Source organism: Gordonia shandongensis DSM 45094 (assembly GCF_000423025.1).
In the GTDB taxonomy this organism is placed as follows: Bacteria; Actinomycetota; Actinomycetes; order Mycobacteriales; family Mycobacteriaceae; genus Gordonia; species Gordonia shandongensis.
The window spans coordinates 38,815-65,814 of sequence record NZ_AUHE01000011.1; the positions used below are offsets into that span (position 1 = coordinate 38,815).

The following is a 27,000-nucleotide window of genomic DNA, read 5'->3' on the forward strand; positions in this document are numbered from 1 at the left end:
GATGAAAATCGATACGGGCGGCCGGGATCCGTCACTGACCACCTACCTGCTGCGGGGGATCGCGTTTCTCGCGGTCGGCGTCGTCGTCTTCGTGCTGCTGTTCATGCGCTACGAAGGCAAGTTCGACAGCACCACCGAGGTCACCGCGGAGCTGACCGACGTCGGCGACGGACTCGTCTCGGGGGCCGACGTCCGCTACAACGGCCTGATCGTCGGCACCGTCGACTCGGTGTCGATGGTCGACGGCGGCACCAATCCGCGCAAAGACGTCCACCTGATCCTCGAGCCGAAGCAGGCCGACGGGATTCCGGCGAACACGACGGCGCGGACCGTCCCGTCGAACCTGTTCGGCGTCAATTCGGTGGAGCTCATCGCCCCCGAGCGGCCGTCGCAGGACCGACTGTCCGACGGAGGGGTCGTTCGCGCCGACACGTCCGCGCCGACCATCCGCCTCCAGGACGCGCAGAACGAACTGCGCTCCCTGCTGCAGAGCGTGCCGCCGGAGGATCTCGGCATGGTCCTCGGGACCATCGCCGACGCACTCGACGGCGGTGGGGCGGCGTTCGCGACGTTCTCCGGCGTCCTGGAGACCTACTGGAAGACGATCAACGAGCAGTTCCCGGCGGGTGCGCCGTCGGGTTTCGACAATTTCAACCGTGCGGTTCGCGGACTGGCGGACTCGACGCCGAAACTGCTCGACGCGCTGGGCAAGTCGGCCGTGCCGGCCATGACGATCGCCGAGAAGTCCGAGCAGCTGACCGGACTGCTGTCGTCGGCGGGCGGTCTGCTCGACCAGGTGCAGGCGCTCTTCGCGAAGAACGCCGACGGCGGCAAGCGGATCGTCCACGACATGAACATCATGCTCGGCGCGACGATGCTCGACCCGGATGCGCTGCCGCAGGCGCTCCACGAGATCTACGTGCTCGCCGGGAAGGTCCTGACGGTCTTCACCGGCACCAACGGGCGCGTCCAGCTGAGCCTCGGCATCAGCTTCGGTGCGTTCCAGCAGTACACCCGGCAGAACTGCCCCGTGTACGACGGCGGTCGGTACGGACAGCTCCGCGGCCCCGGCTGCGTCGGACCGGGCACGGGGACCGGACCCACGATGTCCGGACCGCTCACGGTGTACCCGCAGGGCATGAAGAAGGCGAGTAAGACGACGAAGAGGGCGACCGACCCGGTGGGTGCGGTCACCACGGGCAAGGATGCGGCGACGATCCGCGGGGCACTCGGTCGCACCCCGTCGTCCGCCGACACGCTGATGCTCGGACCACTGGTGTCGGGCGTGACGCCGGAGAAGAAGGGGGCGCGGTGAGCCAGGCCAAGTCGACCATTCGCAAGCCGCTGATCGGCTTCTCGCTGTTCGCGGTCGTCGCGCTGTTCGTGACCTACCTCATCTGGTCGACCCTCGAGCGGTCGATCCCCGGGTCGACGGAGAACTACTCGACGACCTTCGACGACGCATCGGGACTGAACTCCGGAGACGACGTGCGCATGGCCGGTGTCCGCGTCGGGCGGGTGGAGGGCATCGACCTCGACGGCGACAAGGCGCGCGTGACGTTCGAGCTTCAGAACGATCAGAAGATCTACGCGAACACCCGAGCGGCCATCCGCTACCAGAACCTGATCGGTCAGCGGTACCTGGCACTGTCGCTCGACGGCGACACCCCGGGGCCCGAACTGTCGAAGGGATCGCAGCTGCGCCTCCCCGGCGAGGACTCGTTCGACGTCACCAGGCTGCTCTCGGGATTCCAGCCGGTCTTCGACACGATGACCCCGGAAGAGGTCAACGCCCTCTCCGAGGGCCTGATCCAGGCCTTCCAGGGCAACGAGGTCTCCCTGGCCCGCACCATCGAACAGGTCGGCCAGGTGGCCTCGGACATGGCCGATCGCGACCAGGTCCTCGGAGCGATCATCGGCAACATGGGCACCGTGATGCGGGAGCTCGCCTCCCAGGGCAAACAGGTCCAGACGCTGCTCGAGAGCGCGGGCACCCTCGTCGAGGGCCTCAACGGCAACTCGAAGGCGTTCGGACAGACCATCGAGCAGGTCGGCCGCACCACGGCGGGCTTCGCCGACGTGTTCCGGAAGAACCGGAGCAGTCTGAAGTCCGCGGGTACCGCGGCGCGTGAGGCGACCGACCGGCTCATCGGATCCGGCGCCAAGATCGACCAGCTCGCCAAGGATCTGCCGATCTTCCTCGGCCACTTCCCATTGGTGATGATGCAGGGGGCCTACTTGAATCTCTACGCGTGCGATCTGGACATCGCCATCGGCGATGTGCTGTTCCCACCCGGGTTGATCAACAAGATCGGCGGCACCCAGCACTCGGTGGTGTGCCGATGAAGACACGGGTGGCTGCGGCCTTCAACCGCAACAGGCTGCTGTGGATCGGCATCCTCGGCACGGTCGGCATCGTGGTGGTGCTCGTCGCGATCGTCGGCATCAACTCCGCCGGGATCGGCAAACACACCTATACTGCCGACTTCGCCCAGGCGGGCGGCATCCGGTCCGGCGACAAGGTGCGGGTGGCCGGCATCGACGTCGGCGAGGTCAGCGGGACCGAGCTGGCCGGCGACCACGTGGTGATCGACATGAAGGTCGACTCCGCGGTGACGCTCAAGGACGACGCCTCGGCGGTGATCAAGATGTCGACGCTCCTGGGACAGCGGTACATCGACGTCTCGACGGGGACCTCCGAGAAGGAGCTGTCGGGGGACCGGATCAAGCACACCGACGTCCCCTACGACCTGCAGAAGACCCTCGAGAAGGGGACCCCGGTCCTCGACGGGATCGACGCCGACGATCTCACGAACAGCATTCGCACGTTGACCAGGCAGCTGTCGGGGGCACCGGCGATCATGGGGCCGACGCTCGACTCGCTGACGCAGATGTCCGAGGTGATCAACAACCGCCACGATCAGATCAACCAGCTGATCAAGGACACCGATGCGGTGACCGGACAGGTCGAGGACAGTCGGTTCCAGCTCTCCATCGTCGTCGGGCAGGGGGCACAGCTGGCGAACAAGATCGTGGCCCGCGAACGTCTGGTGACGCGGATGCTCGACGGGCTCGCGGCCTTGACCGATCAGGCCTCGGCGGTGGCCGCGGAGAACCGCGACCAGTTCGCACCCGTCATGGCGAACCTCAACACGATCGCCAACGGGTTGGAGAAGAATCGTGACAACCTGCGCAAGCTGTTGGAGATCCTGCCGGTGACGGCGCGGTTGACCACCAACATCACGGGAGACGGACCGTACGCCAACGGCTATCTGTCCTGGGGTCTGTTCCCCGACAACTGGCTGTGCCTGGCCCGGGTGGTGGACGGATGCTGACGATGACCCGCCGCGGCGCGGCGACCGTGGCCCTCTTCGCGATCGGCGCCCTCGTGCTGAGCGGCTGTTCGCTGCTGCCGGCGAGCTGGGGCGCCGCCCTCGGTCAGTCCAAGACGGTGACCGCCTACTTCGACGACGTCTCGGGCATCTTCGAGGAGAACGACGTCGCCGTCCTGGGCATGCCCGTCGGGCGCGTCACCGCGGTGGAACCGCAGGGGACCCGCGTGAAGGTCGAGATGACGGTCGACAACGACATCGACGTTCCCGCCGATGTGACGGCGGCGATCGTCAACACGTCGATCGTCACCACCCGGCACATCGAGTTGTCGCCCGCCTACACCGGTGGGCCGAAGCTCGGCGACGGCGGCGTCATCAAGCACGCCAAAGCGCCCGTCGAGATCGGGACGCTCTTCGACTCGATCGACAAGATCGTGAAGTCGATGTCGGGAGACAAGCCGGGAGAGGGGCCGATCGCGGACTTCGTGGACGTCGTCGACGGTGTCGCCGACGGCAACGGACAGAAGTTGCGCGATGCCCTCAACGCGCTGTCGAAGGCCGGGAAGCTCGGTGCCGACAACGGCGACGCGTTGAAATCGATCGTCACGTCGTTGAACACCCTCACGACCGCACTGACCGACAACTATCCGAAGATGAAGCAGTTCTCCGCGTCGATGACACGGGTCGCCGACATGCTCGGCGACCAGTCGGTGGGCCTGGTGGCATCGCTCGGCGACCTCAACAGGACCCTGCAGAACACCACCGACTTCCTCGCGGCCAACTCGGGGACGATCAGCGCGTCGACCGGCCGCCTGGCGTCGCTGGCGGCCAACCTCTCGGACTTCTCCCGCGAAGTCGTCGAGGCGATCGACGTGGCACCGCTGCTGTTCCAGAACCTGTCGAACTCCGTCTCCGAGGAACAGGGCGCATGGCGAGCGAGTGTCCCCATCGAGAAGTCGCTGTTCGACAACGAGTCGCTGTCGCTGCTGTGCGAGGCGCTCAACATCGACCGGAAGGGGTGTCGCACCGGGCGGCTCAAGGACCTCGGACCCGACCTGGGGATCTACTCGGGACTGCTGGAGTTGGGGAAGAAATGATGGTGAAGCGGAAAGCGGGAATGGCCCTCGTCGCGATCGCGACGACGGTGAGCCTCGCGGGGTGCGGTGCCGTCCCCGGTCTGACGGTGGAGCAGATCCCGCTCCCCGCACCGGGCGGCATCGGTGACGCCATCACCGTCCACACCTCGTTCGCCAACGCCCTCAACCTGCCCGACAAGGCGAAGGTGAAACTGGGCGGCGTGGACGTCGGGGAAGTGGAGTCGATCGTCGCCGACAACTATCGGGCCGAAGTGACGATGACCGTGAGCAAGGACTCTCGGATCCCGGTGGGAACCGGCGCGGAACTGCGCCAGGCCACTCCGCTCGGCGACGTCTTCGTGGCACTGGAGACCCCCGACGACGCGTCTCGCGGGTATGTGGCCGACGGAGGACGCCTCACCGGTCCCACCTCGGCGGCCGCGACGGTCGAGGACCTCCTGGTCTCGATGACGGGCCTGGTGGACTCCGGATCGGTGGGCGCCCTGCAGCGGATCTTCACCGAGTTGAGCACGGCGGTCGGCGGCAACGCGCCGGAGCTGCGCGGCGCCATCAAGGCGTTCACGACGGCGTTCGAGAAGTTCAATGCGAACGCCGGAGCCGTGGACGAGGCGATGGCGACCACGGCTCACTGGTCTCGCGAACTCGCGGACGGACGCGAGCAGATCGCGGCCGCCGTCAACAAGATCCCGCCGGCGATCGACGTCGTCAACGATCAGCTCGAGCTGATCCTGTCGACGCTCGACAAGTCGAACAAGGTCACTGCGGCCACCAACGACTTCCTCAACACCGGGCAGGATGATCTCACCGAGATGCTCGGGCACCTGAACACGACGTTGATCGCTCTGCGGGAGTCGGCGCCGACCTTCGGTCCGCTGGCCGACCGACTGCGCGTCCTGAACCCGAAGTGGGCGAAGGCCACACCGGGTTCGGCGGCCGTCGTCAGCGCGAAGGTGTACTGGCTGACCACCGGCGCCGGGTTCGACTCGGCGAGCCGCCTTCCGGAGATCGCGGACGTCACCAACGGCATGCACAGCATGGAGCAGACGATCGCGCGGATCATCGCGCGGCTGACCGGAACCAAGGGGTGCTGCGAGAAATGATGGCGTGGCTCCGGAAGCATCAGATCCTCCTGGGGAACCTCGGGCTGGTCCTGACCATGGTGTTGGGGCTCGCCTTCCTGGGGTTCAACACCCTCGGGTGGCGGCCCTGGCAGGGCACGTACGACGTGACCGTGCACTTCCCGGTGTCGGGCGGTCTGCAGGACACCAGCAAGGTGATGTTGCGCGGCAGTGAGATCGGCGACGTCGAGGACATTCAGGTCACGCCGACGAGCGTCGACGTGACCCTGCGGCTGCGGGATGACGTCAAGATCAACCGCGACGCCAAGTTCTCCGCACTCGGGCTGTCGGCGGCCGGCGAGCAGTACGTCGACATCACGCCGACCACCGATGACGGGCCGTACCTGTCCGACGGCGACGAGATCCAGGTCCGACAGACGCATGTGACCGCGGGATTCGCGTCCATGCTGCAGTCGTCGCTCGACGTGATCAGCCAGATCGACGCCCCGAAGCTGACGTCGACGCTCAAGGAACTCGAGATCGCGCTCAACGATCGCGGCCCCAACCAGCTGAAATCGATCTTCCAGTCCGGCGGCGTGATCTTCCGCGACCTGTACGAGGTGCTGCCGCAGACCACGCGGCTCATCGAGAACACGGGCACCATCCTCAAGACGACGGCCGACATCCAACCGGATCTGTCGCGTCTCGTCGGCGGCCTCAACGCACTGTTCGACGCCACGAAGTCGGCCGACAAGGAACTGCGGACCCTCCTCGGGACGGGGCCCGAACGGTTCACCAGTCTGGCCGGGTCGATCGGCGACATCACCGACCCGCTCAGCGACGTGCTGACGCAGTTCCTCGACGTCGCCCGGCAGGGCGCAGTGCGCGCCCCCACGCTGGCGACTCTGTTCCCGTCGATCCGCGACGGCTCGATTCAGGGACAGAAGATGTTCCACGACGGTGCGTGGTGGGTGATGGCGTCGCTCTTCCCGCGTCCGATGTGCAACTACGAGCTGAGTCCGACGCCTCCGACCAAGATCCTCGAACTGACGATTCCGAAGAATCTGTACTGTGTCACCGAGGATCCCAACCAGCAGATCCGCGGCTCGGCGAATGCGCCGCGCCCCGAGGGTGACGACACGGCCGGGCCGCCGCCGAACTATGATCCGAACGCGAGGACCGTTCCGCTTGACAAGTGACGAAGGACGTATGAGCTCAGCCGACTCTTCCGATGAGGAAACCACCGCAGGCGAGGACGTGTCAGCCGACGACGTGACAGCCGAGGCCGGCAGCGAACAGTCGACCGCAGCGCAGCGGCGCGCGCAGCGACGGGAGCGCGGCGACCGCCGCGGCGACGAGATGACCATCCCGGTGCGCGCCGTGAAGATCGGGGCGGGCGTCGTGGTCGCCCTCATCGTCGCGGCGGTCATCGCCGTCGGAAGCTGGCAGCTGTGGGAGAAGAACGAGCGGCTCTCGGCGTTCGACGACAGCAAGGCCGCCGCCGGAGAATTCCTCGAGACCTACATGCAGTCGATGATGGCGCCGAAGGCGACGCCGAAGTCGCTTCGGGCGGCTGTCGGTCCGCTCACCACCGGTGATCTCAAAGCGCGGCTGGACAACGATGCGGTCGTCAGCACCGAGTTTATGAAGGAGAACCGGATCGAGAACGCGACCATCGAGGTCACTGCGTCGATGGTCGAGTCCTTCGACGATGATCGGGCGACCGTCGTCGTCGGCGCCGACATCTCCGGTACCAGCGCGGCGAGTCCCGACGGCGGCAAGCAGGCCGTGCTGCTGCAGATCGAACTGGAGAAGTCCGACGGCGACTGGCTGGTGAGCGATATCGGCGCCGGCCCGGGCATCACGGTCGGCGCCCGGCAGGGTGCCCCCGACGCGCCCGCACCGGGCCAGGAACCGGCGCCGAACCCGGAGCCCCAGCCGGGCGGCTGACGGTCAGTCGATCCGTTCCAGGATCGTCACCGGTCCGTCGGCGGTCAGGGCCTCGGCGGCCAGTGTCTCGGCGGCGACCGACTCCACGTGGGTGCGGTCGCGCGCGGCGTCGTGCCACCGTCCCGGCGGGAGGACCACCTGGGTGGTCGCACGGCCTCGCGCATCGGTGACCATCAACGCCAGTCGGACGGCGACCACGACCACGTCGACGCGGCCGTCGGTCCCGCGACCGAAGGCGATCAGGTGCGACGCCGACGGCCCGCGAACGGCGACGTCGACGAAGTCCGAGCCCGGGCCGAAGGCACGCGGATGCCGACGCCGCGCCGTCAACGCATCGCGGATCAACCGAGTCTTCGGATGGTCGGGACTGCGCGAGTAGTCGACCGGGCGCCGGTTGTCGGGGTCGGTGAGGGAGTCGTCCCACCACTGCGTCCCCTGGTAGACGTCCGGGACGCCGGGGCCCAGCAGGCAGATCGCCTTGCGCGAGAGTGACTCGGCGCGACCCGCGGGAGCGATGAGCCGCACGAAGTCGCCGATCAACTCGGCCGCCGGACCGCCCCGGAGCCCGGCCAACCATTGCTGGACCCCGGCCTCGGCGTCGTCGTCGACCGCGGTCCACGACGAGAGGGTGCGCCCCTCGCGCATCGCGGCGCGGGCGTAATCGGCCAACCGCTCACCGACGCTCGGGTCGGGCACGCGGCCGTCGTCCGGCCACACTCCGACGACGTTCTGCAGCAGGAAGTAGCAGAAGCGAGCGTCCGGCGGCGGCGCCAGTCGGAACACCTCGGCAGTCAGGATCCGCCATCGCTGCGGTGTCTGCGCGATCACCGCGATCCGCGCCCGCACGTCTTCGCTGCGCAGCGTGTCGTGCGTGGTGAGGGCCGACAGTCCGCGTGGCCACCGGGCGACCCGGTCGGCGTTGCACTCGTTGAACTGACCGCGATTGACGGCGGGCACCCGCGGGGTGCATCCGCGTTCCTGGCTCGAGACGAGGCGGCCGGTCCGATGGAAGCCGACGCCCTCGATGGCGCGGGCGTACACGGCGACGGCTGCCTCGCCGAGGCGGGCGACGGCCTCCGGCGCGTACTCGGGGTCGGCGAACGCCCGGGCGAGGACGTCGAAGCCGGCGGTCATCGTCGGATTCGCGACGCTCAACGCCGAGATGTGCGCCCGCGTGTGCTCGCGGCGGGCCGGGTAGTCGGGGCGCGCGGAACCGGGGTCGCAGATCAGCCTCGTCACTGCCTGCCCGATGAGGTGGGCGCGGACCTCGGGTGCCCGTGCGGCCAGTATCTCGGTGACCCGCTGGAGGCGGTCGGGGAAGTCGTCGACCAGGACGGCCTGCTGGGCGGCCCGCGCTCGGGCCAACAACTGGTCGCCGTCACCGGAGACCCGGGAGAAGAACTGATACGTCTCGTCGAGTTCGATCGTGCCGGTGGGTGCCGTGAACGAGGCCTCGATCAACCGGAGCTGTTCGTATCCGGTCGTGCCGTCGACGGGCAGCGCCGGGTCGAGGGGTTCGTCGACGCCGAGCCCCTTCTCGACGTAGATCAGCCGGTCGCCGAGATCGGCGCGCAGTCGCCGGAGGTAACCGACGGGGTCGCGGAGTCCGTCGAGGTGGTCCACCCGGACGCCGTCGACGAGGTCGGCGGCCACCAGGTCGCGAAGCCAGGCATGGGTCGCCTCGTACACCTCGGGCAGATCCTGGCGCAGGGCGGCCAGGGTGTTGATGTCCAGGAACCGGCGGTAGCCGATGCGTCGACTGTCGTGTGCGACGAGACGGTAGTGCTGGCGTTCGTGGACCTCGACCGGGTCGTCTCCCGGCGCACACGTGCCCGGCGCCGTCGGCAGGCGGATGTCGCCGAGGACGAGCCGGTTCGCGGAGTCGACCGTCATCGCCCGGATGTCGTCGGCGGCGCCGAGCCACGGCAGAGCGATCACCCCGTCGGGGGAGGGAGCGAGGTCGAAGAAGTGCGCGTACGCAGAGTCCGTCCCGCGGACGAGGACATCGAACCACCAGGGGTTACGGTCCGCGTCGGCGACACCCACGTGATTGGGGACGATGTCGACGATGATGCCGATCCCCAGCGCGCGAGCGTGTTCGCGGAGGAGGAGAAAGCCGTCGTCGCCGCCGAGCGACGGCGCGATCCTCCCGGGCGGGCACCAGTCGTAGCCGTGCGTCGATCCCGGCATCGCCTCGAGGATCGGCGACAGATACAGGTGGCTGATCCCGAGGTCCACCAGATGTTCGAGGATGCCTGCGACTTCTGCGAAAGCGAACTCGGTGGTGAGTTGAACTCGGTACACGGCCACCGGGTCGGTGGGGATCCCGGGCATGGCACTCCTTCGGCGGCGGGGTACGCGGCGCGCTCGGAGTCGAGACTACCGTCCGGTCAGGGAAGGGGCGGTCCCGTCCAGGGGAGTGCGCCCGCGAGGACGCGGGACAGTTCGCGGGTGAGACTGCGAACGTACGCCGCGCTCAGGTGGTGGTAGTCCTTGTAGACGATGATGTTGCCGATCACCGCCGGACAGAAGTCGTCGACGCACAGGCCGTCGGAGAGGTCGAGGCGGTGGAACATGCCGGGGTGCTGATCGGCGTACGTCGTGGCCGGATCGCGAGGATGCAGCGCGTCCGAACGGCGGCTTCCGCAGGACTGTGCCGAACCGCCGGCGGCCAGGCATTCGGGGATGTTGACGGCGGTCGAGCCGTGGTGGGGCCACGGTACGTCACGGATGCCCACCACGGGGATGCCGGCCGCGATGAGCTCGTCGAATGCACCGACGTACCCCGCAGGCACGTGGTCGGCGTCGCCCGACGGGTCGGGGCGGGTGGAGTTCGTCATCACCGCGTCCGGTGCCGTGGCGACCAGATCGGCCATGACCGCCTCATTCCACGTCCGGCACTCCGGATAGGGGGTGCCCTCGAGTCGTTCGGGCTCGGCCTCGGTGGTCAGCGGGCATCCCATCTTGAGATAGGTGACGATGCGGAATCCGTTGGCGCGTCCGATGCGGTCGAGCGCGGAGATCCACATCTCCGCGTGTGAGCCGCCGACGAGCGCGAGCGTCCGTTCGCCGGCCGGATCGCCGTAGACGCCGACGGCGGGCTCCGTCACCTGGAAGTCGCTCATGAATCCGTCGCGCCCGGTCTCCGGGACTTCGCGTTGGACGGCGATCGGTGACGGCTGCGGGTCGAGGGCGGGGACCGCCGCATCCTCGAGCAGGGCGCGGGCACCCGGATAGAGGTGTGGGTCGAGGTGCGAGCTGTCCACGGAGATGCCGGCGACGTGCCGGTCCCACGCCTTGATGGCTCCCGCCGTTCCCGCGGACGCCAGGACCAGGATCACGGTGAGGATCGCCGGGTACGTGATCCGCGGATGCGATGGCCACCGCACCCTGGGCGGGGATGAGCGGGCGCCGCCCCGCAGCGGATCCTCGACGTAGCGTTTGGTGATCCAGGCCAGGACGAGGGAGACCGCCAGAATCACGGTGCCCTCCGGCAGCGAGGCGTGATCGGTGCCGCGCCAGGTGAGGTAGAAGATCAACAGCGGCCAGTGGATGAGATAGAGCGCATAGGCCAGACCGCCGAGCCACACGGCGCGCGGCGCGGCGAGGACGCGGCTCATCGTCGGCTGCGGGGCGTCGTCGGTGACCTGTCCCGACCAGATGACCAGCAGTGTGGCCCCCACCGGCACCCAGGCGAGCGCTGCCGGATAACTCGCGACGCCGTCGATCCACCAGCCGCACGAGATGATGAGGCCGAGTGCGATGACGGTCACGAGGTCGCGGACACGGCGGTGCACGCGCCACGACGGCATCCAGATCGCGAGGAGCCCGCCGACGAGCGGCTCCCACAGGCGTGACCGGGTGTCGTAGTAGTTGAACGGTTGGTCGACGCCGAGTCGAATCTGCGCGTAGACGAACGAGGCGACCGCGACGCCGCCGACCACGAGTCCGAAGACGAGACGGATGCGTGCCGGGGTCACCGTGGAGGTGAATCGGCGGCCGATGAGCTTGAGGACGCCGGCGAGAGCCAGCAGGACCACGAGTGCGCCGACGAAGAACTGGCCCTGCATGGACATCGACCAGATGTGCTGCAGGGGACTGTTGGCGGAGCTCGCGGCGAGGTAGTCCTGGGAGTTCTTCGCCAGGTAGTAGTTCTGGTAGTACAGGGCGCTCGCGAAGATCTCGCGGCCGACGTTCGACCATCGGGTTTGGGAGACGACGGCGACCGCGAGGATCGCGACGCCGATCAGCAGGGTGAACAGCGCCGGGAGCAGTCGGCGCAGGAGCCGGGTGAGACGCGGTCGCGGGTCGATGGTCTCGCCGAAGCCGATGGTGTCGGCCTGGCTGTGGATCGTGTGGCGCAGGAGCGAGCCGACGAAGAAGTAGCCCGACAGCGTCAGGAAGACGTCGACGCCGCCCGAGACTCGGCCGAACCAGACGTGGAAGCACGCGACGAGGAGGATCGCGACGCCGCGTAGCCCGTCGAGGTCGCTCCGGTACGCGGGCACCGGGACGTCGCGGGCGACGGCCCGGTGATTGTCGGTCGTGGCGGCGGGCACTGCGGTGTGTTCTTCTCCTCTGGCGCCGTGTGGCTGATCGGCGCGGGTCGCCCCCGTAATCTACGGGGCGCCGGGTACCGGACGGAAATCGACCCGCGTCAACTCCGGTGGCCGCGAGGTGTCCGGCGAGCGGCCGCGGCGGCGTCGAGGATCACCTCGAGCGCGTCGGAGAACTCGGCTGCGAAGTCGCGGCCCGAGGGCCCGGTGACGCCGAGTCGTTCCATCTGGGTTCTGGTCTGCTCTTCGATGGTCAGACCGATCGTGAGCTGACAGACGGCTGTCGCCAGACCACGGGCGGCTCGCGGGGGGAGGCCCGCGGTGTGCGCGGTGTCGGCGATCATCGTCTCGATGCCGCGACCGGCCAGCCCGGAGGCCCACGACGCGGAGACCACCTCGGCGCTGTCGGGAACGGCCAGCAGGGCGTTGCGGAGGCCTTCGGCCAGGGTGCGCAGTTCGGCGACCGAGTCGGTGCCGCCTGCTTCGGTTCCGGCTGGGGCGGTTCCGGTCGGGTCGGGGCCGGTCGGGTCGGGGCCGGTCGGGTCGGGGCCGGTCGGGTCGGTCAAGTCTGACTGGGCGGGGACGGCCGCGAGGATGTCGTCGGCGAGTGCTGCGAGCATCGTCTGCTTGTTCGGAAAGTGCCAGTACAGGGCGTTCGGTCGAACGCCGAGGTCGGTGGCCAGGCGTCTCATGGTGAGGTCGGCGAGGCTGTGTTCGGCCAGAATCCGGCGTGCCGCGCGGAGGATGTCGGCCCTCGAGTTGCTCACGGCGACAGCCTAGCGGTCGCCGTGCTGCCGATCGGAATCCGTCCTGTACGGTGTCCAGGCATGTCCTGTACGGTGTTCAAGAACGGGGGTGTCGGGCACCCGCGGGTCGGGTAGTCGGGGGTCGGGTTATCGGGGGTCGGGTAACAGGTGAGACGAGGAGAGCGGTGTGGAGCCGACCAGAATCAGCGCGATCGACGCCGGGCACGTGTGGCACCCCTACGGGGGATTCCCGGCGACGACGGCGCCGCGCGTCGTGACCGACTGCAGCGGCGTGCACATCCGCACGGCCGACGGTGCCGAGCTGATCGACGCGATGAGCTCGTGGTGGGCGGCGATCCACGGGTACCGGCATCCCCGCCTCGACGCCGCGCTCACCGACCAGAGTCGACGAATGTCGCACGTCATGTTCGGCGGACTCACCCACGCCCCGGCCGCAGGCCTCGCCGAACGGTTGGTCGCCCTCACCCCGGAGCCGCTGTCCAAGGTGTTCTTCGCCGACTCCGGATCGGTCTCGGTGGAAGTGGCCGTCAAGATGGCGATCCAATACTGGCGCAGCCGCGGCCGTCCCGAACGCACCCGGATGTTGACGTGGCGCGGCGGCTATCACGGTGACACCTTCGCACCGATGAGCGTCTGCGACCCCGAGGGCGGAATGCACGCGATGTGGCGCGGCGTGATCGCCGACCAGGTGTTCGCTCCCGCGCCGCCCGATCACCGCGAACCCGCGAGCGCGGTCGAACAGTATCTCCGAAGCCTCGACGAGACTCTCGCCGAGCACGCCGATCGGCTCGCCGGCGTCATCGTCGAACCGGTGGTGCAAGGCGCAGGCGGGATGCGCTTCCACTCGCCGGACCTGGTCCGCGGACTCCGTGAACTCTGCGACCGACACGACGTGCTGCTGATATGCGACGAGATCGCGACCGGATTCGGTCGGACGGGTCGGATGTTCGCCGTCGACCACGCCGGTGTGAGCCCCGACATCATGTGTGTGGGCAAGGCCCTCACCGGCGGCTACCTGACGCTCGCCGCCACCCTCACAACCGACGAGATCGCCGCCGTCATCAGCGCCGGTGAAGCGGGCGGGCTGGCGCACGGACCCACCTTCATGGCCAATCCGCTCGCCTGCGCGGTCGCCTGCGCGTCGCTCGACCTCCTCGCCGACTCTCCGTGGTTCCGGCGCGTCGACGCGATCGGTGCCCGACTGCGCGGCGGACTGGCCCCACTCGCGCAGACTCCGGGCGTCGTGGACGTACGCACCCTCGGTGCGATCGCCGTGGTGCAACTCGACAGGGAGGTCGACATGGTGGCGGCCACCGACGCGGCCGTCGCCGCCGGCGTGTGGATCCGGCCGTTTCGGAACCTCGTGTACGCGATGCCGCCGTTCATCATCGACGACGAGCAACTCGACACGGTGGCCGCCGGCATGCGCGCGGCCGTCCACGCGTCACTCGGTGCCGTCGCGGACGTCGCGTCATGAGCGCGCCGTGGCTGGCCGAGCGCGCCGCGGCGACCCGTGCCGCCGGACTGCACCGCTCTCCGGTGGCTCGAGACACCGGAGACGATCTGATCGACCTGGCCTCCAACGACTATCTCGGACTGTCGCGGCATCCCGGCGTGCTGGCTGCCGCGCACGCCGCCCTCGACGCCTACGGAGCGGGTGCCACCGGGTCGAGGCTGGTCACCGGGACCACGCGGGCACACATCGACTTCGAGGACGACCTGGCCGACTTCCTCGGCTTCGAGGCGGCACTCGTGTTCTCCTCCGGGTACCTCGCCAACGTCGGTGCCGTGACGGCGCTGGTCGGGCGAGGCGATCTCATCGTGAGCGACCGCGGCACGCACGCCTCCCTGATCGACGGCTGCCGACTCTCGCGCGCTCGGGTGGTGATCGTCGAGCGCGGTGACGTCGCAGCGGTCTCGCGGGCCCTCGCCGAGCGCGAAGAGGCGCGGGCGCTGGTCGTCACCGACACCGTCTACAGCATCGACGGCGCCGCGGCACCCGTCGCCGGCTATTACGCGGCCGCCCGAGCGCATGACGCGGTGCTCCTCGCCGACGAGGCGCATGCGCTCGGGGTTCGCGGACCGGGCGGGCGCGGGATCGTCGCGGAGAGCGGTCTGGCGGGCGCACCCGGACTCGTGGTGACCACCGTCGCATCCAAGTCGCTGGGCGCCCAGGGCGGGATCGTCCTGGGCGGCACACTGCTCCGCGACCATCTGATCGATCATGCGCGGACCTTCATCTTCGACACCGGGCTGACACCCGTCGCCGTCGGCGCGGCCCACGCGGCGCTGCGCCTGTTGAGGTCGGATCCGAGCCTTCCCGACCGTCTCCGGCGCGGTGCCCGACGACTGGCGGCGTCGTGCGGGGCGCCGCCGCCGCACGCGGCAGTCGTCTCGCTCGCAGTCGGAGACCCGGTCGTCGCGGTGCGCGCCGCCGCCTGCGCCCGGCGGCGGGGAGTCCTCGTCGGCTGCTTCCGGCCGCCGTCGGTCCCCGAGGGCACGTCCCGGCTGCGGCTGACCGTGCGAGCCGACCTCGACGACGCGACCCTCGATCATGTCGCGGCCGTCGTCGACGAGTCGCTCCGGGAGGCCGGTGCACCGAGCCCGGAGGCGGCACGATGACGCCGCGCGTCATCGTCGTGACCGGAACCTCCACCGATGTCGGGAAGACCGTCACGGTGGCCGCACTCGCCGCCGCCTGCGCCGCCGCGGGACTGCGGCCCGCCGTCTGCAAAGCGGCCCAGACCGGTGTCGGACCGACCGATCTCGGCGACGCGGACGAAGTGGTCCGACTGTGCGGCGGCGTCGCGGCGACCGAATGCGCACGATTCCCCGACCCCCTCGCGCCGGAGACCGCGGCGCGCCGTGCGGGACGAGCCCCGGTGACCCTCGACGCGATCGCCGCAGCCGTGCACCGACTCGCGACCGACGCGGACCTCGTCATCGTCGAAGGCGCCGGCGGCGTCCTGGTGAGGTTGGCCCCCGACCTCACGGTCATCGACGTCGCCGCACGGCTCCACGCGGACGTGCTGGTGGTGACCGACCCCGGGCTCGGGACGCTCAACCACACGGAGCTCACGGTCCGCGCGCTGCGGTCCGCCGGGCGGCGTGTGCTGGGCCTGGTCGTCGGCTCCTGGCCGGAGGGCCCCGACCTGGCGATGACCAGCAACCTCGACGACCTGCCGAGGCTGTCCGAGACGCCGATCCTCGGCGCAATCCCCGCGGGAGCCGGTGCACGCGACCCCCGCGACTTCCGGTCGGCCGCCCCCGAGTGGTTCGCCCCCGATCTGATCGCAGACCTGGCCGCGCACCGTGACGAGACGCCGGCCGCTGCCCACCGACCGCAGCCGTTCCCAACCGATGAGCACTCACAACCCACGAGGAGATCTGTATGACCACGACCGCCCACACCGCCGCAGGCGTCGACGAGGGCACCGCGCCCGACATCCTGGCGATCGCTCGCGACCAGGTCGTCGACGGCGGCCGCGGACTCGACCGCGACCAGGTGCTCGAGGTGCTGCGTCTGCCCGACGACCGTCTCACCGAACTGCTGCAGGTCGCCCACGACACCCGGCTGCGCTGGTGCGGTCCCGAAGTGGAGGTGGAAGGCATCATCTCCCTCAAGACCGGCGGATGCCCCGAGGACTGCCACTTCTGCAGCCAGTCCGGACTGTTCGCGTCGCCGGTGCGCAGCGCGTGGATCGACATTCCCTCGCTCGTCGAGGCGGCCAAACAGACGGCGAAGACCGGGGCGACCGAATTCTGCATCGTCGCCGCGGTACGCGGCCCCGACAAGCGGTTGATGAGCCAGGTCGCCGCCGGAATCGAAGCCATCCGCAACGAGGTCGACATCCAGATCGCATGCAGCCTCGGCATGCTCACCGCCGACCAGGTCGACGAACTCGCCGCGATGGGAGTGCACCGGTACAACCACAATCTGGAGACGGCACGGAGTCACTTCCCGAACGTCGTCACCACCCACACCTGGGAGGAGCGTTGGGAGACCCTCCGCATGGTCGGGGAAGCCGGCATGGAGGTGTGCTGCGGCGGCATCCTCGGCATGGGGGAGACGCTCGAACAACGCGCCGAATTCGCCGCCGACCTCGCGGCCCTCGACCCCGACGAGGTCCCGCTGAACTTCCTCAACCCGCGCCCCGGAACACCGTTCGGCGACCTGGACGTCCTACCCGCCGCGGAAGCCCTCAAGGCCGTCGCCGCCTTCCGCCTCGCACTGCCGCGAACGATCCTGCGCTTCGCCGGCGGCCGCGAGATCACCCTCGGAGACCTCGGCGCCGAACAGGGCATCCTCGGTGGAATCAACGCGGTGATCGTCGGCAACTACCTCACCACGCTGGGACGCCCCGCCGAGACCGACCTCGACCTCCTCGACGGACTCCAGATGCCGATCAAGGTCCTCAATGACACGATCTGACGGGACACGATCTGACGGGACACGATCTGACGGGACACGATCGAGTGGCGGTACGCTCGGAGTCTCGGGCGCAGCACGCGCCTCGGCAAGGAGACGGCGATGACGCGAATGTCCGCTCCGCGATCAGCGGCGGGCCCGCTGGACGAGCCGCTGAGCTACGGCGTCTACACCGGTGTCGCATGCGAGCTGGAGTCGTCGGCGACGGTTCCCAGCGCAGCTCGGCTCGGCCTCGAGCCGCCGCGCTACTGCGGCCGGTGCGGCCGACGGATGATCGTGCAGGTGCGTCCCGACGGTTGGCACGCGCGGTGCTCGCGTCACGGCGCGATCGATTCGACGGAGTTGGAGCAGCGATGAACCGGGAGCAGCGATGAACCGGGGCGGGCGATGAACAAGGCGCGGGCGGCGATCGTCGCCGTCGCGCTGATGGCGCTCGCCGTCGCGGTCGGCGGACTGTGGGTGGTGATCGCGCCCTCGCCGACACTCCAGGTGCTGCCGGGCGACGAGGGCGTGTCCTTTCCGCAGCAGGAGGCCGAGAAGCTCTTCTCGAGTGTCGCGGTCTTCGCGTTCCTGGCGATGGGGCTCGGGGCGGTGATCGCATTCGCGACGTGGTTCGGGCTCCGCGATACGCGCGGCCCGGCCGGACTCGCGTTCGTCGTCGTCATGTCGATCGCGACGTCCGGTTTGGCGCTCGACGCCGGAACACGGATCGCCCGGCTCACCCGTGGGACGCTCGACGCCGATTCGCCGGGTCCGTTCCACGGGACCGCTCGTCTGTGGATGAACTCTTCGGTGGGACCGTCGTGGGTGTTGCTCGTCTGTGCGCCCGCGGTCGGCGCGCTGATCTATCTGGTGTGCGTCCTGATGAGTTCCGATGGAGAGCTCGGACGCGGGCCGCGCCCCACGGCGTCTCCCGCCGGGTCCACGCCCGCGGTCGCATACGCCCCCGGTGGGACGACCTCGGAGTCTGTCACAGGGGAGGGCGAAGGGCCGCGAACTCGTCCGTGACGCGAAGGCCGGTGTCGGCGAACGCGTACAGCGCGGGCGGTCGTCCGCCCGCTCGTCCCGTCCGCCCGACGGTCCCGGTCGCGACCACCACGCCGCGGCGGGAGAGGACGCGGAGCAGATTCGTCGAGTCCACCGGGTAGCCGAGGGCGGCGCCGTAAACCTCGGCCAGCTCGGACATCGCGAATTGGCTGGGGGCCAGCGCGAACGCGATGTTCGTGTACGACAGTTTGCCGGCCAGTCGCGCTCGCGCTCGGTCGATGATCTCCCGATGGTCGTGAATCAGCGACTCCGACGGCGTGTCGTCCACCGACCGCCAGTGCGCGTCGCCGAGGAGCGCAGTCGGAATGTCGCTGCGGACGAGTCCGAGGAAGGTCGCCGCCACGGTTCGCTGCTCGGGAACCCGATCCGGTTCGGAGAACACGCGGAGCTGTTCGAGATGGGCCACGCGGGTCACTCCCGCCTGGCTGCTCAACCAGCGTCCGGCGGCCGCTTCGAGCGTCTCGTTCTCCACGATGGGGCCGCCCGGGAGCCCGTATCGACCGCTGTCGGTACGCCGCAGCAGCACGTGCAGCTCTGGTCGATCCGGGGTGGTCTCGCGTACCTGGAATACGGCGGTGAGAGCCTCCACGCGGACGTCGACACGGGTCATGATCCATGGAGTCTAATGACTCGGGCCGAGGTACCGGGAATTACCGGTACCCCGTTCGGTGTTACGATGAGCGCCATGTTTTCGACCGATGGTCGAAAACCCCTCCGGGGCGCAGCCCCGCACCGGAGAACGCCGATGGGAGAGCAGTCGTCATGACCACCGGAAACGTGATCACCCGCACCGAGACCGATCTGGGGATGCCCGATCCGCGCCACGAGATCCCGGCCGCCTACGGAGGCGTGGAGCCGACCGGGGAATGGGCCGATGAGGTTCGTCGCCTGGCGAAGCAGCGCAATGCGGTCATCCTGGCGCACAATTACCAGCTTCCGGCGATCCAGGACATCGCCGACCACGTCGGCGACTCCCTCGCCCTGTCGCGGGTGGCGGCGGAGACCGATGCCGAGGAGATCGTGTTCTGCGGTGTCCACTTCATGGCCGAGACCGCCAAGATCCTCAGCCCGGCCAAGCGGGTGCTGATTCCCGACGAGCGCGCCGGATGCTCGCTCGCCGACTCGATCACCGCCGACGATCTGCGCGAGTGGAAGGCCGACTACCCGGATGCGGTCGTGGTGTCGTACGTCAACACGACCGCCGAGGTGAAGTCGCTCACCGACATCTGCTGCACCTCGTCGAACGCCGTCGACGTGGTCGAGTCGATCGACCCCGACCGTGACGTCCTGTTCCTGCCCGACCAGTTCCTCGGAGCGCACGTCAAGCGCGCCACGGGTCGGGACAACATTCACATCTGGGCCGGTGAGTGCCACGTCCACGCGGGGATCAACGGCGACGAGCTGACCGCACAGACCGAGAACCACCCCGACGCCGATCTGTTCATCCACCCGGAATGCGGATGCGCCACCTCCGCTCTGTACCTCTCGGGCGAGGGGATCGTGCCGGAGGATCGGGTCAAGATCCTCTCGACGGGCGGGATGATCGACGCGGCCCGGGCGAGCAACGCCTCGCAGGTGCTCGTCGCGACCGAGGTCGGCATGCTGCATCAGCTTCGCCGCGCCGCGCCGGAGATCGACTTCCAGGCGGTCAACGAGCGCGCCGCGTGCCCCTACATGAAGATGAACACGCCCGCGGCGCTGTTGCGGTGCCTCACCGAGGGGCGCGATGAAGTGCACGTCGCCCCCGATGTCGCCGAGCGCGCGCGGCGGTCGGTGGAGCGGATGATCGCCATCGGAAACCCGGGAAGCGGGGAATAGGCGGGGTGGACGCGTTCATCGGACAGCGGAACGCCGACGGGGGTCTCGACCTCCAGATCGACGAGGAGATCGTCGCGCTCATCCGCACGGCGCTGCTCGAGGACCTGCGGTACGGCCCGGACATCACGACCCTTGCCACGGTGCCGTCGGGCACAGTCGCCGATGCCCGGATCGTGTCGCGGGCAACCGGCGTGGTGGCCGGCCTCCCGATGGTCCGCGCGGTCTTCGATCAGGTGATCGGGCCCGAGAACTACATCGTCGACACACAACTCGACGACGGTCATCGGGTGGAGCCGGGGACGGTCGCACTCGCGGTCCGGGCGCCGGTCACGTCGCTGCTCACTGCGGAACGAACCGCGTTGAACCTGCTGTGCCATCTTTCGGGTGTCGCGACGGCGACCGCACAGTGGGTGGCCGCTGTGGAGGGGACGGGTGCCCTCATTCGTGATTCTCGCAAGACGATGCCGGGCATGCGTGCACTGCAGAAGTACGCCGTGCGGGCAGGCGGCGGCGTGAATCATCGGATGGGACTCGGCGACGCGGCGCTCATCAAGGACAATCACGTCGTCGCGGCCGGCGGGGTCGCGAAGGCGCTCGCCGCGGTCCGCGAGGCCGCACCCGACATCCCGGTGGAGGTGGAGGTCGACTCCCTCGACCAGCTCGACGAGGTGTTGGGCTTGGCGCCCGAGTTGATCCTTCTGGACAATTTCGAGCCGTGGGAGACGCAGATGGCCGTGCAGCGTCGCGACGCTCGAGCTCCCGATACCCGGTTGGAATCCTCCGGTGGACTCATACTCGATGTCGCGGCCGACTACGCGCGGACCGGCGTCGACTACCTCGCCGTCGGCGCGCTCACCCACTCGGTGACCGTCCTCGACTTCGGCTTGGACATGTAGGTTCAGAACGGTCGCGGTGTCAGAGCGGCGGCGGTGTCAGAACGGCGGCGGTGTCAGAGCGGCGTGTGCTTGTTCTGCTTGGCGGTGGCGGCGGTTGATCGCGCGTTGTTGCATCCGGTATCGGTGTTTGGCCTCGAGGCGGGTGCGTGTGCGTTTGGGTGTGTTCTCGGCGTGTCGGGTTGTTCGGCGTGTCGCGCTGGTTGGGTCGGCGGCCGGGCCACTGGTGGTCGGGTCGCTGTGGTCGCAGGGCAGGAGGCCGAGTTCGGGGAGCAGCCAGATGTTGGCGGCCTGGCGGCGGATGGTGATGCCTTCCGGGGTGGTGAGCTCGGTCCAGACGATGCCGTGGGCATCGATGATCTGGTCGTCGAGCCAGCCGCGGGTGTGGGTTTTCAGGCCGTGGTGGAAGCGGCATTTGGGGTTGAGGTTGCACGCACACGTCGGCCCACCCGAGCCGGGGTCGGCGTGGTTGTATTCGGTGACATGATCCAGATCGCACCGCCACGCGGGCCGATCACACCCGACCCACGAACACGTCCCGAACAGGCCCCGCACCGCCGTGTCGAGGACCGCGGTCGGTCGGTACGGATTACCGCGCTGCGCAGTCCGGTCCAGGAGTTTCCCGAGGTCGAGGTCCCGGGTGACCGCGTCGGGGCGTTGGGCTAGTTCTCGGACGTGGGCCGCCGAGATCGGTCCGTAGCCGTCGAGTACGGCGGGGGTGTCGCTGCTGCCGTCGAGGGTTTCTTTGCGGACCACGACGTGCAGGACGATGCTCGCGCACCGGGCTGCTACATCCGCATCGGAGAGTTCAGCCGTGCAGTCGGGTCGCTTGCACGCGCAGACGAACGGGGTGCCGGTCAGGCGGGCGACGGCCGCATCAGCACGTCGTTCTCCCTTCGTGCGCGGATCGTGGCGGCACACGCCGGCGATGACGGCATCGATGGTGTCTGTGCACAGGGCGGCGTCTTCGGTGGAGGTGGTGATGAGCAGTTCGGAGACCGTATCGGTCACCGGCGCGACGAGCACCTTCTTCTGTGCGCGGGTGTCCTCGCGGGTGGCGGTGACCGCATCCGGGTCGTGTGCGGCCACGACGGCGGCGATGGTGTCCTCCACCCGGCGTGCGGTCAGCCCGCCGATGACTGCGAGGCGGTGGGCGGCTTCGGTGTCGATGAACGCCAGGATGTCGGGGTCGTCGATGAGGGCGGTTTGTTCGATGACGCGGCGGAACCAGAACGGCGTCAGGACCCCGTCGCGTAACAGTCTCCCGATGGCGGGGATGCGGTCGAAGCAGGCGAGGGCCTCATCGACGAAGCGTTCAGCGGTGCACTGCCGCACCCCGGCCACCACCGCGTAGGAGGCGGCGACCTGACACAGCGGATCATAAAGCCGCGTGAACACATCCCCGCCCCCGGCAGCATCGGCGGCGGTGTTGGTGTCGGCGGCAGCATTGGCCTCGGCGATCCGGTCACTGGCCAGGTCGTAGATGGCCCGGTACCGGTGCCAGAGGACCAGACCGTGGAAGGAGTCGGCGCGGGCGGCGAAGAGCATCATCGCCGCATCATCACGCCCAGCATAATCACGCCCAGACCCTTCACCGCCCGCGGTGCTCTCAGCGCCTGCACTGTCCTCGATGTGCCTGCCGTCCGCTGCCCGGCCCGCTGCTCCGGCGGGTCGGGGGAGTCGGATCACCAACTCCTCATCGGTGACCGTCACCGACGGTTCCGCGAGTTCGCCGGGCCCGCGCAACGCCGGACCGGGCCCGGGGGTGCCCGGTCCTGGCGGAAAGATCATCGTCGCGGTCATGGCGTCCTCCCCGAAACCATCTCGAACCCGAACCATCTCGAACTCATGTTCGATGATACTCGCGGGGTCCGACAACACCGGCCAAGCGTTCCGCGGCTCACACTGGGCGGGGCCCGGATCAGAATCGGTTTGCCCAGACCGCATATCCTGGTGGGGCTCCAGATGTCACAGAAAATGGAGTCTTCACGCCAACAGGATTTGGAGACGGACACAACCATGCTCACGCGCACCGATCTGCGGGGCAGCACCCCGACGCTCAGACAACTGCGTCGGGCGCTCCCGCGAGGCGGAACCGACGTCAACGCCGTGCTCGACACGGTCAGCCCCGTCGTCGAAGCGATCGCCGAGCATGGCGCCACCGCGGCGCTCGACTACACCGAGAAGTTCGACCGCGTCCGCCCCTCGTCGGTGCGTGTCCCGGCCACGGTGATCGCGCAGGCACGGCAGGAACTCGACCCCGCAGTGACCGATGCCCTGGAGGAGTCGATTCGCCGCGCCCGGATCGTCCACGCCGCACAGCGTCGCGAGACCACGGTCACCACGGTGGTGCCGGGCGGCACCGTCGCCGAGAAGTGGATCCCGGTCCGCCGCGTCGGCCTCTACGTCCCCGGCGGCAACGCCGTATACCCGTCGAGCGTCATCATGAACGTCGTCCCCGCGCAGGAGGCCGGCGTCGACACGCTGGTGGTCGCGTCGCCCGCCCAGGCCGACTTCGGCGGATGGCCGCACCCGACGATCCTCGCCGCCTGTGCGCTTCTCGGCGTCGACGAGGTGTGGGCGGTCGGCGGCGCACAGGGCGTTGCTCTCCTCGCCCACGGCGGTCAGGACACGGATGGAACGGCACTCGACCCGGTCGACCTGATCACGGGACCGGGCAACATCTACGTGACGGCGGCCAAACGGCTGGTGCGCGGCGTGGTCGGCATCGACTCGGAGGCGGGGCCCACCGAGATCGCGATCCTCGCCGACGACTCCGCAGACCCCGCGGTGGTCGCCGCCGACCTCATCAGTCAGGCCGAACACGATGTATTGGCGGCGTCCGTGCTGGTCACCGACAGCGTCGCTCTCGCCGACGCCGTCGACGAGGCGCTCATCGGCGCCGTATCGGCCACCAAGCACTCCGAACGCGTCCGGACCGCACTGTCCGGCACGCAGTCGGGCATCGTCCTGGTCGACGACATCGACGCCGGTCTGGCCGTGGTCGACGCCTACGCCGCCGAACACCTCGAGATCCAGACACGCGACGCCCGAGGCGTCGCCGACCGCGTCACCAGCGCCGGCGCGATCTTCGTCGGCACCCACTCGCCGGTGAGCCTGGGCGACTACAGCGCCGGATCGAACCACGTCCTGCCCACCTCGGGTTCGGCGAAGTACGCGTCGGGACTGTCGGTCCAGACGTTCCTTCGCGGCGTCCACATCATCGACTACGACCGCGACGCACTCGCCGAGATCGCCGACCGCGTCGTCACGCTCGCCGACGCAGAAGACCTGCCGGCGCACGGTGAAGCGGTGCGGGCACGATTCGGGGAGACCGCGAAATGACCGGTCCGGGCGCGCGGGTACGCCTCGAGGATCTGCCGATCCGCGACAACCTGCGCGGCGCGTCGCCGTACGGCGCCCCGCAGCTGAAGGTGCCGGTGGTCCTCAACACCAATGAGAATCCGCACCCGCCGAGCGACGCATTGATCGACGACGTCGCCAAGGCGGTCGCCGCGGCGGCCGACGAATTGCACCGCTATCCGGACCGCGACGCCGTGGGACTGCGCGGCGACCTCGCCGACTACCTCAGCGGCGCCACCGGAGTGCCGTTGACCATCGACAACATGTGGGCCGCCAACGGGTCGAATGAGATCCTGCAGCAGATCCTGCAGGCGTTCGGCGGGCCCGGACGCTCGGCCATGGGCTTCGTGCCGTCGTACTCCATGCACCCGATCATCTCCGACGGCACGCAGACCCGATGGATCCCGGCGGCGCGGGCCGAGGACTTCTCGTTGGACGCGTCCGCGGCGGTCGCAGCGATCACCGAACACCGTCCCGACGTGGTCTTCGTGACGTCGCCGAACAATCCGACGGGCGGCAGCGTGCCGCTCGACGACCTTCGCGCCATCATCGACGCGGCACCGGGCATCGTGATCGTCGACGAGGCCTACGGCGAGTTCTCGTCGCAGCCGAGTGCCGTGCACCTGATCGAGGAGTACGGCACCTCCGTGATCGTCACGCGCACGATGAGCAAGGCGTTCGCCTTCGCGGGAGGACGCCTCGGCTATCTGGCCGCCGCGCCGGCGATGATCGAGGCGCTCCTGCTGGTCCGGCTCCCGTATCACCTGTCGGTGATCACTCAGGCGGCGGCGCGGGCGGCCCTCCGACACGCGTCCGAGACACTCGGCGGCGTCGCCGCCATCGCCGCCGAACGCGACCGCGTGGTCGCAGCGCTCGCCGCGATGGGGTACGCGGTCACCCCGTCGGACGCCAACTTCATCCTGTTCGGGGAGTTCGACGACGCACCCGCCACCTGGCAGCGCTACCTCGACCGCGGGGTCCTGATCAGGGATGTCGGCATTCCGGGCCGTCTCCGTGCGACCATTGGACTGCCCGCAGAGAACGACGCCTTCCTCGCGGTCAGCGCCGAGCTGTCCGCCACCGACCGAAAGCAGCAGTAGCAGCAGTGACCACAGCCCAGCCCACATCCGCCGGACGCCGCGTCGCCCGGGTGGAACGGACCACCCGCGAATCGTCGATCACCGTCGAGATCGACCTCGACGGCACCGGGACGACCGACATCGACACGTCGGTGCCGTTCTTCGACCACATGTTGACCGCCTTCGGCGCCCACGGCAGCTTCGACCTCACGGTGCACGCCCGCGGCGACATCGACATCGAAGCGCATCACACGGTCGAAGACACCGCCATCGTCCTCGGTCAGGCGATCGGGGAGGCCCTCGGCGACAAGGCGGGGATCCGCCGGTTCGGCGACGCCTGGATCCCCATGGACGAGACCCTCGCTCAGGCCGTCGTCGACGTGTCGGGGCGACCGTACTGCGTGCACACCGGCGAACCCGACCACATGTTGACCGCGGTCATCGGTGGGTACTCCGGCGGCGACAAGCCCGTCGTCTCGTACGGCACCGTGCTCAACCGGCACGTGTTCGAGTCGATCGCCCTCAACGCGCGGATCGCCCTGCACGTCCGGGTCCTCTACGGCCGCGACCAGCACCACATCACTGAAGCGGAGTTCAAAGCCGTCGCGCGAGCCCTGCGGCAGGCCGTGGAATCCGATCCGCGGACGACCGGCGTCCCGTCGACGAAGGGCGCCCTTTGAGCGGCAGTCGCGTGGCGCTGCTCGACTACGGTTCGGGCAACCTCCGTTCGGCTCAGCGGGCGCTCGAACGCGCCGGTGCCGACGTGGAGATCACGGCGGACTTCCACACCGCGATCGAGGCGGACGGTCTCGTCGTACCCGGTGTGGGGGCGTTCGCCGCATGCATGGCCGGACTGCGCGGCGTTCGCGGCGACCGGATAATCGGGCGACGCCTCGCGGGCGGCCGACCGGTGCTCGGGATCTGCGTGGGCATGCAGATCCTGTTCGACCGCGGCGTGGAAGGCGGCGTCGACACCCCGGGCTGCGGGGAATGGCCCGGTTCGGTGACGCGGCTGGCGGCACCGGTCCTCCCGCACATGGGGTGGAACACCGTCGACGTCGCCGCCGGTTCGCGGCTGTTCGCCGGAATCGACGCGGGCACCCGCTTCTACTTCGTGCACTCCTACGGGGTGCAGACCTGGGAGATGGATTCGGAGGGCTCTCCGCTCGCCGCACCCCGCCCGTCGTGGTCGGATCACGGCGGCCCGTTCCTCGCGGCCGTCGAGAACGGGCCGCTGAGCGCCACCCAGTTCCACCCCGAGAAGTCGGGGGACGCCGGCGCCGAACTCCTCGCCAACTGGATCGGAGGACTGTGATGAATTCCGACAGCACCCCGAACGGTCGCCGGAGCTCCGACACGGGTTTCTCCTTCCTCCGCCTGGTGATGTACGCGCTCGGCGGGGGCGTGGCCGTCCTCATCGTCGCGGTGCCCGTCGTGATGGTGCTGGGCCGGAACCACCCGACGGCGGCGCTCATCGTGGCGCTGGGCGCCGTGGTCCTGATGATCGCGGTGATCGCACTCGTCTCACGCCGGATGACAGCCGGCGTCCAGCGGGAGATCGACGCCCGCCGTGCCGAACTGGCAGCCAAGAACGACCACCCGAGAAAGTAG

Annotated in this window: 25 protein-coding genes; 20 read left to right on the plus strand and 5 right to left on the minus strand. The window is 69.1% G+C overall.

Translation table 11 applies throughout. The features are described from left to right. The first annotated feature begins 1 nt into the window (after nucleotide 1). Genes G528_RS0110625 through G528_RS0110655 form a run of 7 tightly spaced genes read left to right on the plus strand, consistent with a single transcriptional unit; the run spans nucleotide 2 to nucleotide 7,437 of the window. Nucleotides 2-1,315, plus strand: coding sequence for an MCE family protein (locus tag G528_RS0110625; protein WP_026918946.1), 1,314 nt, complete (start codon nucleotides 2-4; stop codon nucleotides 1,313-1,315). Further along, a complete protein-coding gene (locus G528_RS0110630; RefSeq protein WP_026918947.1) occupies nucleotides 1,312-2,346 on the plus strand; it encodes an MCE family protein in 1,035 nt (344 codons plus the stop codon). Before G528_RS0110625 ends, G528_RS0110630 begins: the two co-directional genes overlap by 4 nt. Continuing rightward, nucleotides 2,343-3,335: an MCE family protein gene (locus tag G528_RS0110635; protein WP_035719755.1), complete on the plus strand. Its 993-nt coding sequence runs from the start codon at nucleotides 2,343-2,345 to the stop codon at nucleotides 3,333-3,335. Before G528_RS0110630 ends, G528_RS0110635 begins: the two co-directional genes overlap by 4 nt. After that, nucleotides 3,329-4,429, plus strand: a complete 1,101-nt coding sequence (locus tag G528_RS0110640) for an MCE family protein (protein ID WP_026918949.1) — start codon at nucleotides 3,329-3,331, stop codon at nucleotides 4,427-4,429. Before G528_RS0110635 ends, G528_RS0110640 begins: the two co-directional genes overlap by 7 nt. Beyond that, the gene (locus G528_RS0110645) at nucleotides 4,429-5,529 is read left to right on the plus strand and encodes an MCE family protein (protein WP_425402229.1); all 1,101 of its coding nucleotides are present in this window, start codon (nucleotides 4,429-4,431) and stop codon (nucleotides 5,527-5,529) included. Before G528_RS0110640 ends, G528_RS0110645 begins: the two co-directional genes overlap by 1 nt. Continuing rightward, nucleotides 5,517-6,686, plus strand: coding sequence for an MlaD family protein (locus G528_RS0110650; RefSeq protein ID WP_156890423.1), 1,170 nt, complete (start codon nucleotides 5,517-5,519; stop codon nucleotides 6,684-6,686). Before G528_RS0110645 ends, G528_RS0110650 begins: the two co-directional genes overlap by 13 nt. Nucleotides 6,687-6,696: 10 nt before the next feature. Further along, nucleotides 6,697-7,437: a hypothetical protein gene (locus G528_RS0110655; protein ID WP_026918952.1), complete on the plus strand. Its 741-nt coding sequence runs from the start codon at nucleotides 6,697-6,699 to the stop codon at nucleotides 7,435-7,437. 3 nt (nucleotides 7,438-7,440) lie between these two features. On the opposite strand, the gene treY is transcribed toward G528_RS0110655, so the two are convergent. The 3 genes from treY to G528_RS0110670 form a co-directional block, all read right to left on the minus strand. Continuing rightward, a complete protein-coding gene (treY, locus tag G528_RS0110660) occupies nucleotides 7,441-9,771 on the minus strand; it encodes a malto-oligosyltrehalose synthase (protein ID WP_026918953.1) in 2,331 nt (776 codons plus the stop codon). Nucleotides 9,772-9,827: 56 nt separating this feature from the next. Then, nucleotides 9,828-11,996, minus strand: a complete 2,169-nt coding sequence (locus G528_RS0110665) for an acyltransferase family protein (RefSeq protein WP_026918954.1) — start codon at nucleotides 11,994-11,996, stop codon at nucleotides 9,828-9,830. A 98-nt stretch (nucleotides 11,997-12,094) separates the two neighbouring features. Further along, nucleotides 12,095-12,760: a TetR/AcrR family transcriptional regulator gene (locus G528_RS0110670; RefSeq protein WP_026918955.1), complete on the minus strand. Its 666-nt coding sequence runs from the start codon at nucleotides 12,758-12,760 to the stop codon at nucleotides 12,095-12,097. Between the two features lie 166 nt (nucleotides 12,761-12,926). On the opposite strand from G528_RS0110670, the gene G528_RS0110675 reads away from it, so the two are divergent. From G528_RS0110675 to G528_RS0110700, 6 genes are all read left to right on the plus strand, one after another. Next, nucleotides 12,927-14,237, plus strand: a complete 1,311-nt coding sequence (locus G528_RS0110675) for an adenosylmethionine--8-amino-7-oxononanoate transaminase (RefSeq protein WP_026918956.1) — start codon at nucleotides 12,927-12,929, stop codon at nucleotides 14,235-14,237. Then, nucleotides 14,234-15,382: an 8-amino-7-oxononanoate synthase gene (locus G528_RS0110680; protein WP_026918957.1), complete on the plus strand. Its 1,149-nt coding sequence runs from the start codon at nucleotides 14,234-14,236 to the stop codon at nucleotides 15,380-15,382. Before G528_RS0110675 ends, G528_RS0110680 begins: the two co-directional genes overlap by 4 nt. Continuing rightward, nucleotides 15,379-16,155, plus strand: a complete 777-nt coding sequence (gene bioD / locus G528_RS17210) for a dethiobiotin synthase (RefSeq protein ID WP_084638155.1) — start codon at nucleotides 15,379-15,381, stop codon at nucleotides 16,153-16,155. The genes G528_RS0110680 and bioD overlap by 4 nt, the downstream gene beginning before the upstream one ends. Next, nucleotides 16,152-17,192, plus strand: coding sequence for a biotin synthase BioB (bioB, locus tag G528_RS0110690; RefSeq protein WP_026918958.1), 1,041 nt, complete (start codon nucleotides 16,152-16,154; stop codon nucleotides 17,190-17,192). Before bioD ends, bioB begins: the two co-directional genes overlap by 4 nt. Before the next feature lie 99 nt (nucleotides 17,193-17,291). Beyond that, nucleotides 17,292-17,546, plus strand: coding sequence for a biotin synthase auxiliary protein BsaP (gene bsaP, locus G528_RS0110695; RefSeq protein ID WP_026918959.1), 255 nt, complete (start codon nucleotides 17,292-17,294; stop codon nucleotides 17,544-17,546). Between the two features lie 30 nt (nucleotides 17,547-17,576). Then, nucleotides 17,577-18,197 carry a DUF2567 domain-containing protein gene (locus G528_RS0110700; protein ID WP_026918960.1) on the plus strand — a complete coding sequence of 207 codons (621 nt, stop codon included), beginning with the start codon at nucleotides 17,577-17,579 and terminating at the stop codon, nucleotides 18,195-18,197. On the opposite strand, the gene G528_RS0110705 is transcribed toward G528_RS0110700, so the two are convergent. Further along, nucleotides 18,160-18,846, minus strand: coding sequence for an NUDIX hydrolase (locus G528_RS0110705; RefSeq protein WP_026918961.1), 687 nt, complete (start codon nucleotides 18,844-18,846; stop codon nucleotides 18,160-18,162). The two genes, G528_RS0110700 and G528_RS0110705, sit on opposite strands and share 38 nt — an antisense overlap. A 197-nt stretch (nucleotides 18,847-19,043) precedes the next feature. On the opposite strand from G528_RS0110705, the gene nadA reads away from it, so the two are divergent. Beyond that, nucleotides 19,044-20,054 carry a quinolinate synthase NadA gene (nadA, locus tag G528_RS0110710; RefSeq protein ID WP_084638160.1) on the plus strand — a complete coding sequence of 337 codons (1,011 nt, stop codon included), beginning with the start codon at nucleotides 19,044-19,046 and terminating at the stop codon, nucleotides 20,052-20,054. 5 nt (nucleotides 20,055-20,059) lie between these two features. Then, entirely contained in the window at nucleotides 20,060-20,950 is an 891-nt protein-coding gene (gene nadC / locus G528_RS0110715) for a carboxylating nicotinate-nucleotide diphosphorylase (RefSeq protein WP_026918963.1), read from the plus strand. Between the two features lie 36 nt (nucleotides 20,951-20,986). On the opposite strand, the gene G528_RS0110720 is transcribed toward nadC, so the two are convergent. After that, complete coding sequence (locus G528_RS0110720; RefSeq protein WP_245569744.1) at nucleotides 20,987-22,750, minus strand: DUF222 domain-containing protein; 1,764 nt, start codon at nucleotides 22,748-22,750, stop codon at nucleotides 20,987-20,989. A 216-nt stretch (nucleotides 22,751-22,966) separates the two neighbouring features. Between G528_RS0110720 and hisD the strand changes: the two genes are divergently transcribed. Genes hisD through G528_RS0110745 form a run of 5 tightly spaced genes read left to right on the plus strand, consistent with a single transcriptional unit; the run spans nucleotide 22,967 to nucleotide 27,000 of the window. Continuing rightward, entirely contained in the window at nucleotides 22,967-24,292 is a 1,326-nt protein-coding gene (gene hisD, locus G528_RS0110725) for a histidinol dehydrogenase (protein ID WP_026918965.1), read from the plus strand. Continuing rightward, nucleotides 24,289-25,410, plus strand: coding sequence for a histidinol-phosphate transaminase (locus tag G528_RS0110730; protein WP_026918966.1), 1,122 nt, complete (start codon nucleotides 24,289-24,291; stop codon nucleotides 25,408-25,410). The genes hisD and G528_RS0110730 overlap by 4 nt, the downstream gene beginning before the upstream one ends. Nucleotides 25,411-25,415: 5 nt before the next feature. Next, the gene (hisB, locus tag G528_RS0110735; protein ID WP_026918967.1) at nucleotides 25,416-26,069 is read left to right on the plus strand and encodes an imidazoleglycerol-phosphate dehydratase HisB; all 654 of its coding nucleotides are present in this window, start codon (nucleotides 25,416-25,418) and stop codon (nucleotides 26,067-26,069) included. Next, nucleotides 26,066-26,704, plus strand: a complete 639-nt coding sequence (gene hisH / locus G528_RS0110740) for an imidazole glycerol phosphate synthase subunit HisH (protein ID WP_026918968.1) — start codon at nucleotides 26,066-26,068, stop codon at nucleotides 26,702-26,704. Before hisB ends, hisH begins: the two co-directional genes overlap by 4 nt. Then, a complete protein-coding gene (locus G528_RS0110745) occupies nucleotides 26,704-27,000 on the plus strand; it encodes a hypothetical protein (RefSeq protein WP_035719720.1) in 297 nt (98 codons plus the stop codon). The genes hisH and G528_RS0110745 overlap by 1 nt, the downstream gene beginning before the upstream one ends.

What these genes read in the sequence shown, in the direction of transcription:
- G528_RS0110720 (WP_245569744.1), bottom strand. Translation starts at nt 22,750, where the DNA reads ATGACCGCGACGATGATCTTTCCGCCAGGACCGGGCACCCCCGGGCCC.
- G528_RS0110625 (WP_026918946.1), top strand. Translation starts at nt 2, where the DNA reads ATGAAAATCGATACGGGCGGCCGGGATCCGTCACTGACCACCTACCTG.
- treY (WP_026918953.1), bottom strand. Translation starts at nt 9,771, where the DNA reads ATGCCCGGGATCCCCACCGACCCGGTGGCCGTGTACCGAGTTCAACTC.
- G528_RS0110645 (WP_425402229.1), top strand. Translation starts at nt 4,429, where the DNA reads ATGGTGAAGCGGAAAGCGGGAATGGCCCTCGTCGCGATCGCGACGACG.
- G528_RS0110705 (WP_026918961.1), bottom strand. Translation starts at nt 18,846, where the DNA reads ATGACCCGTGTCGACGTCCGCGTGGAGGCTCTCACCGCCGTATTCCAG.
- G528_RS0110635 (WP_035719755.1), top strand. Translation starts at nt 2,343, where the DNA reads ATGAAGACACGGGTGGCTGCGGCCTTCAACCGCAACAGGCTGCTGTGG.
- bsaP (WP_026918959.1), top strand. Translation starts at nt 17,292, where the DNA reads ATGACGCGAATGTCCGCTCCGCGATCAGCGGCGGGCCCGCTGGACGAG.
- G528_RS0110700 (WP_026918960.1), top strand. Translation starts at nt 17,577, where the DNA reads ATGAACAAGGCGCGGGCGGCGATCGTCGCCGTCGCGCTGATGGCGCTC.
- bioD (WP_084638155.1), top strand. Translation starts at nt 15,379, where the DNA reads ATGACGCCGCGCGTCATCGTCGTGACCGGAACCTCCACCGATGTCGGG.
- G528_RS0110745 (WP_035719720.1), top strand. Translation starts at nt 26,704, where the DNA reads ATGAATTCCGACAGCACCCCGAACGGTCGCCGGAGCTCCGACACGGGT.
- G528_RS0110730 (WP_026918966.1), top strand. Translation starts at nt 24,289, where the DNA reads ATGACCGGTCCGGGCGCGCGGGTACGCCTCGAGGATCTGCCGATCCGC.
- nadA (WP_084638160.1), top strand. Translation starts at nt 19,044, where the DNA reads ATGCCCGATCCGCGCCACGAGATCCCGGCCGCCTACGGAGGCGTGGAG.
- bioB (WP_026918958.1), top strand. Translation starts at nt 16,152, where the DNA reads ATGACCACGACCGCCCACACCGCCGCAGGCGTCGACGAGGGCACCGCG.
- G528_RS0110680 (WP_026918957.1), top strand. Translation starts at nt 14,234, where the DNA reads ATGAGCGCGCCGTGGCTGGCCGAGCGCGCCGCGGCGACCCGTGCCGCC.
- hisD (WP_026918965.1), top strand. Translation starts at nt 22,967, where the DNA reads ATGCTCACGCGCACCGATCTGCGGGGCAGCACCCCGACGCTCAGACAA.
- G528_RS0110655 (WP_026918952.1), top strand. Translation starts at nt 6,697, where the DNA reads ATGAGCTCAGCCGACTCTTCCGATGAGGAAACCACCGCAGGCGAGGAC.
- G528_RS0110640 (WP_026918949.1), top strand. Translation starts at nt 3,329, where the DNA reads ATGCTGACGATGACCCGCCGCGGCGCGGCGACCGTGGCCCTCTTCGCG.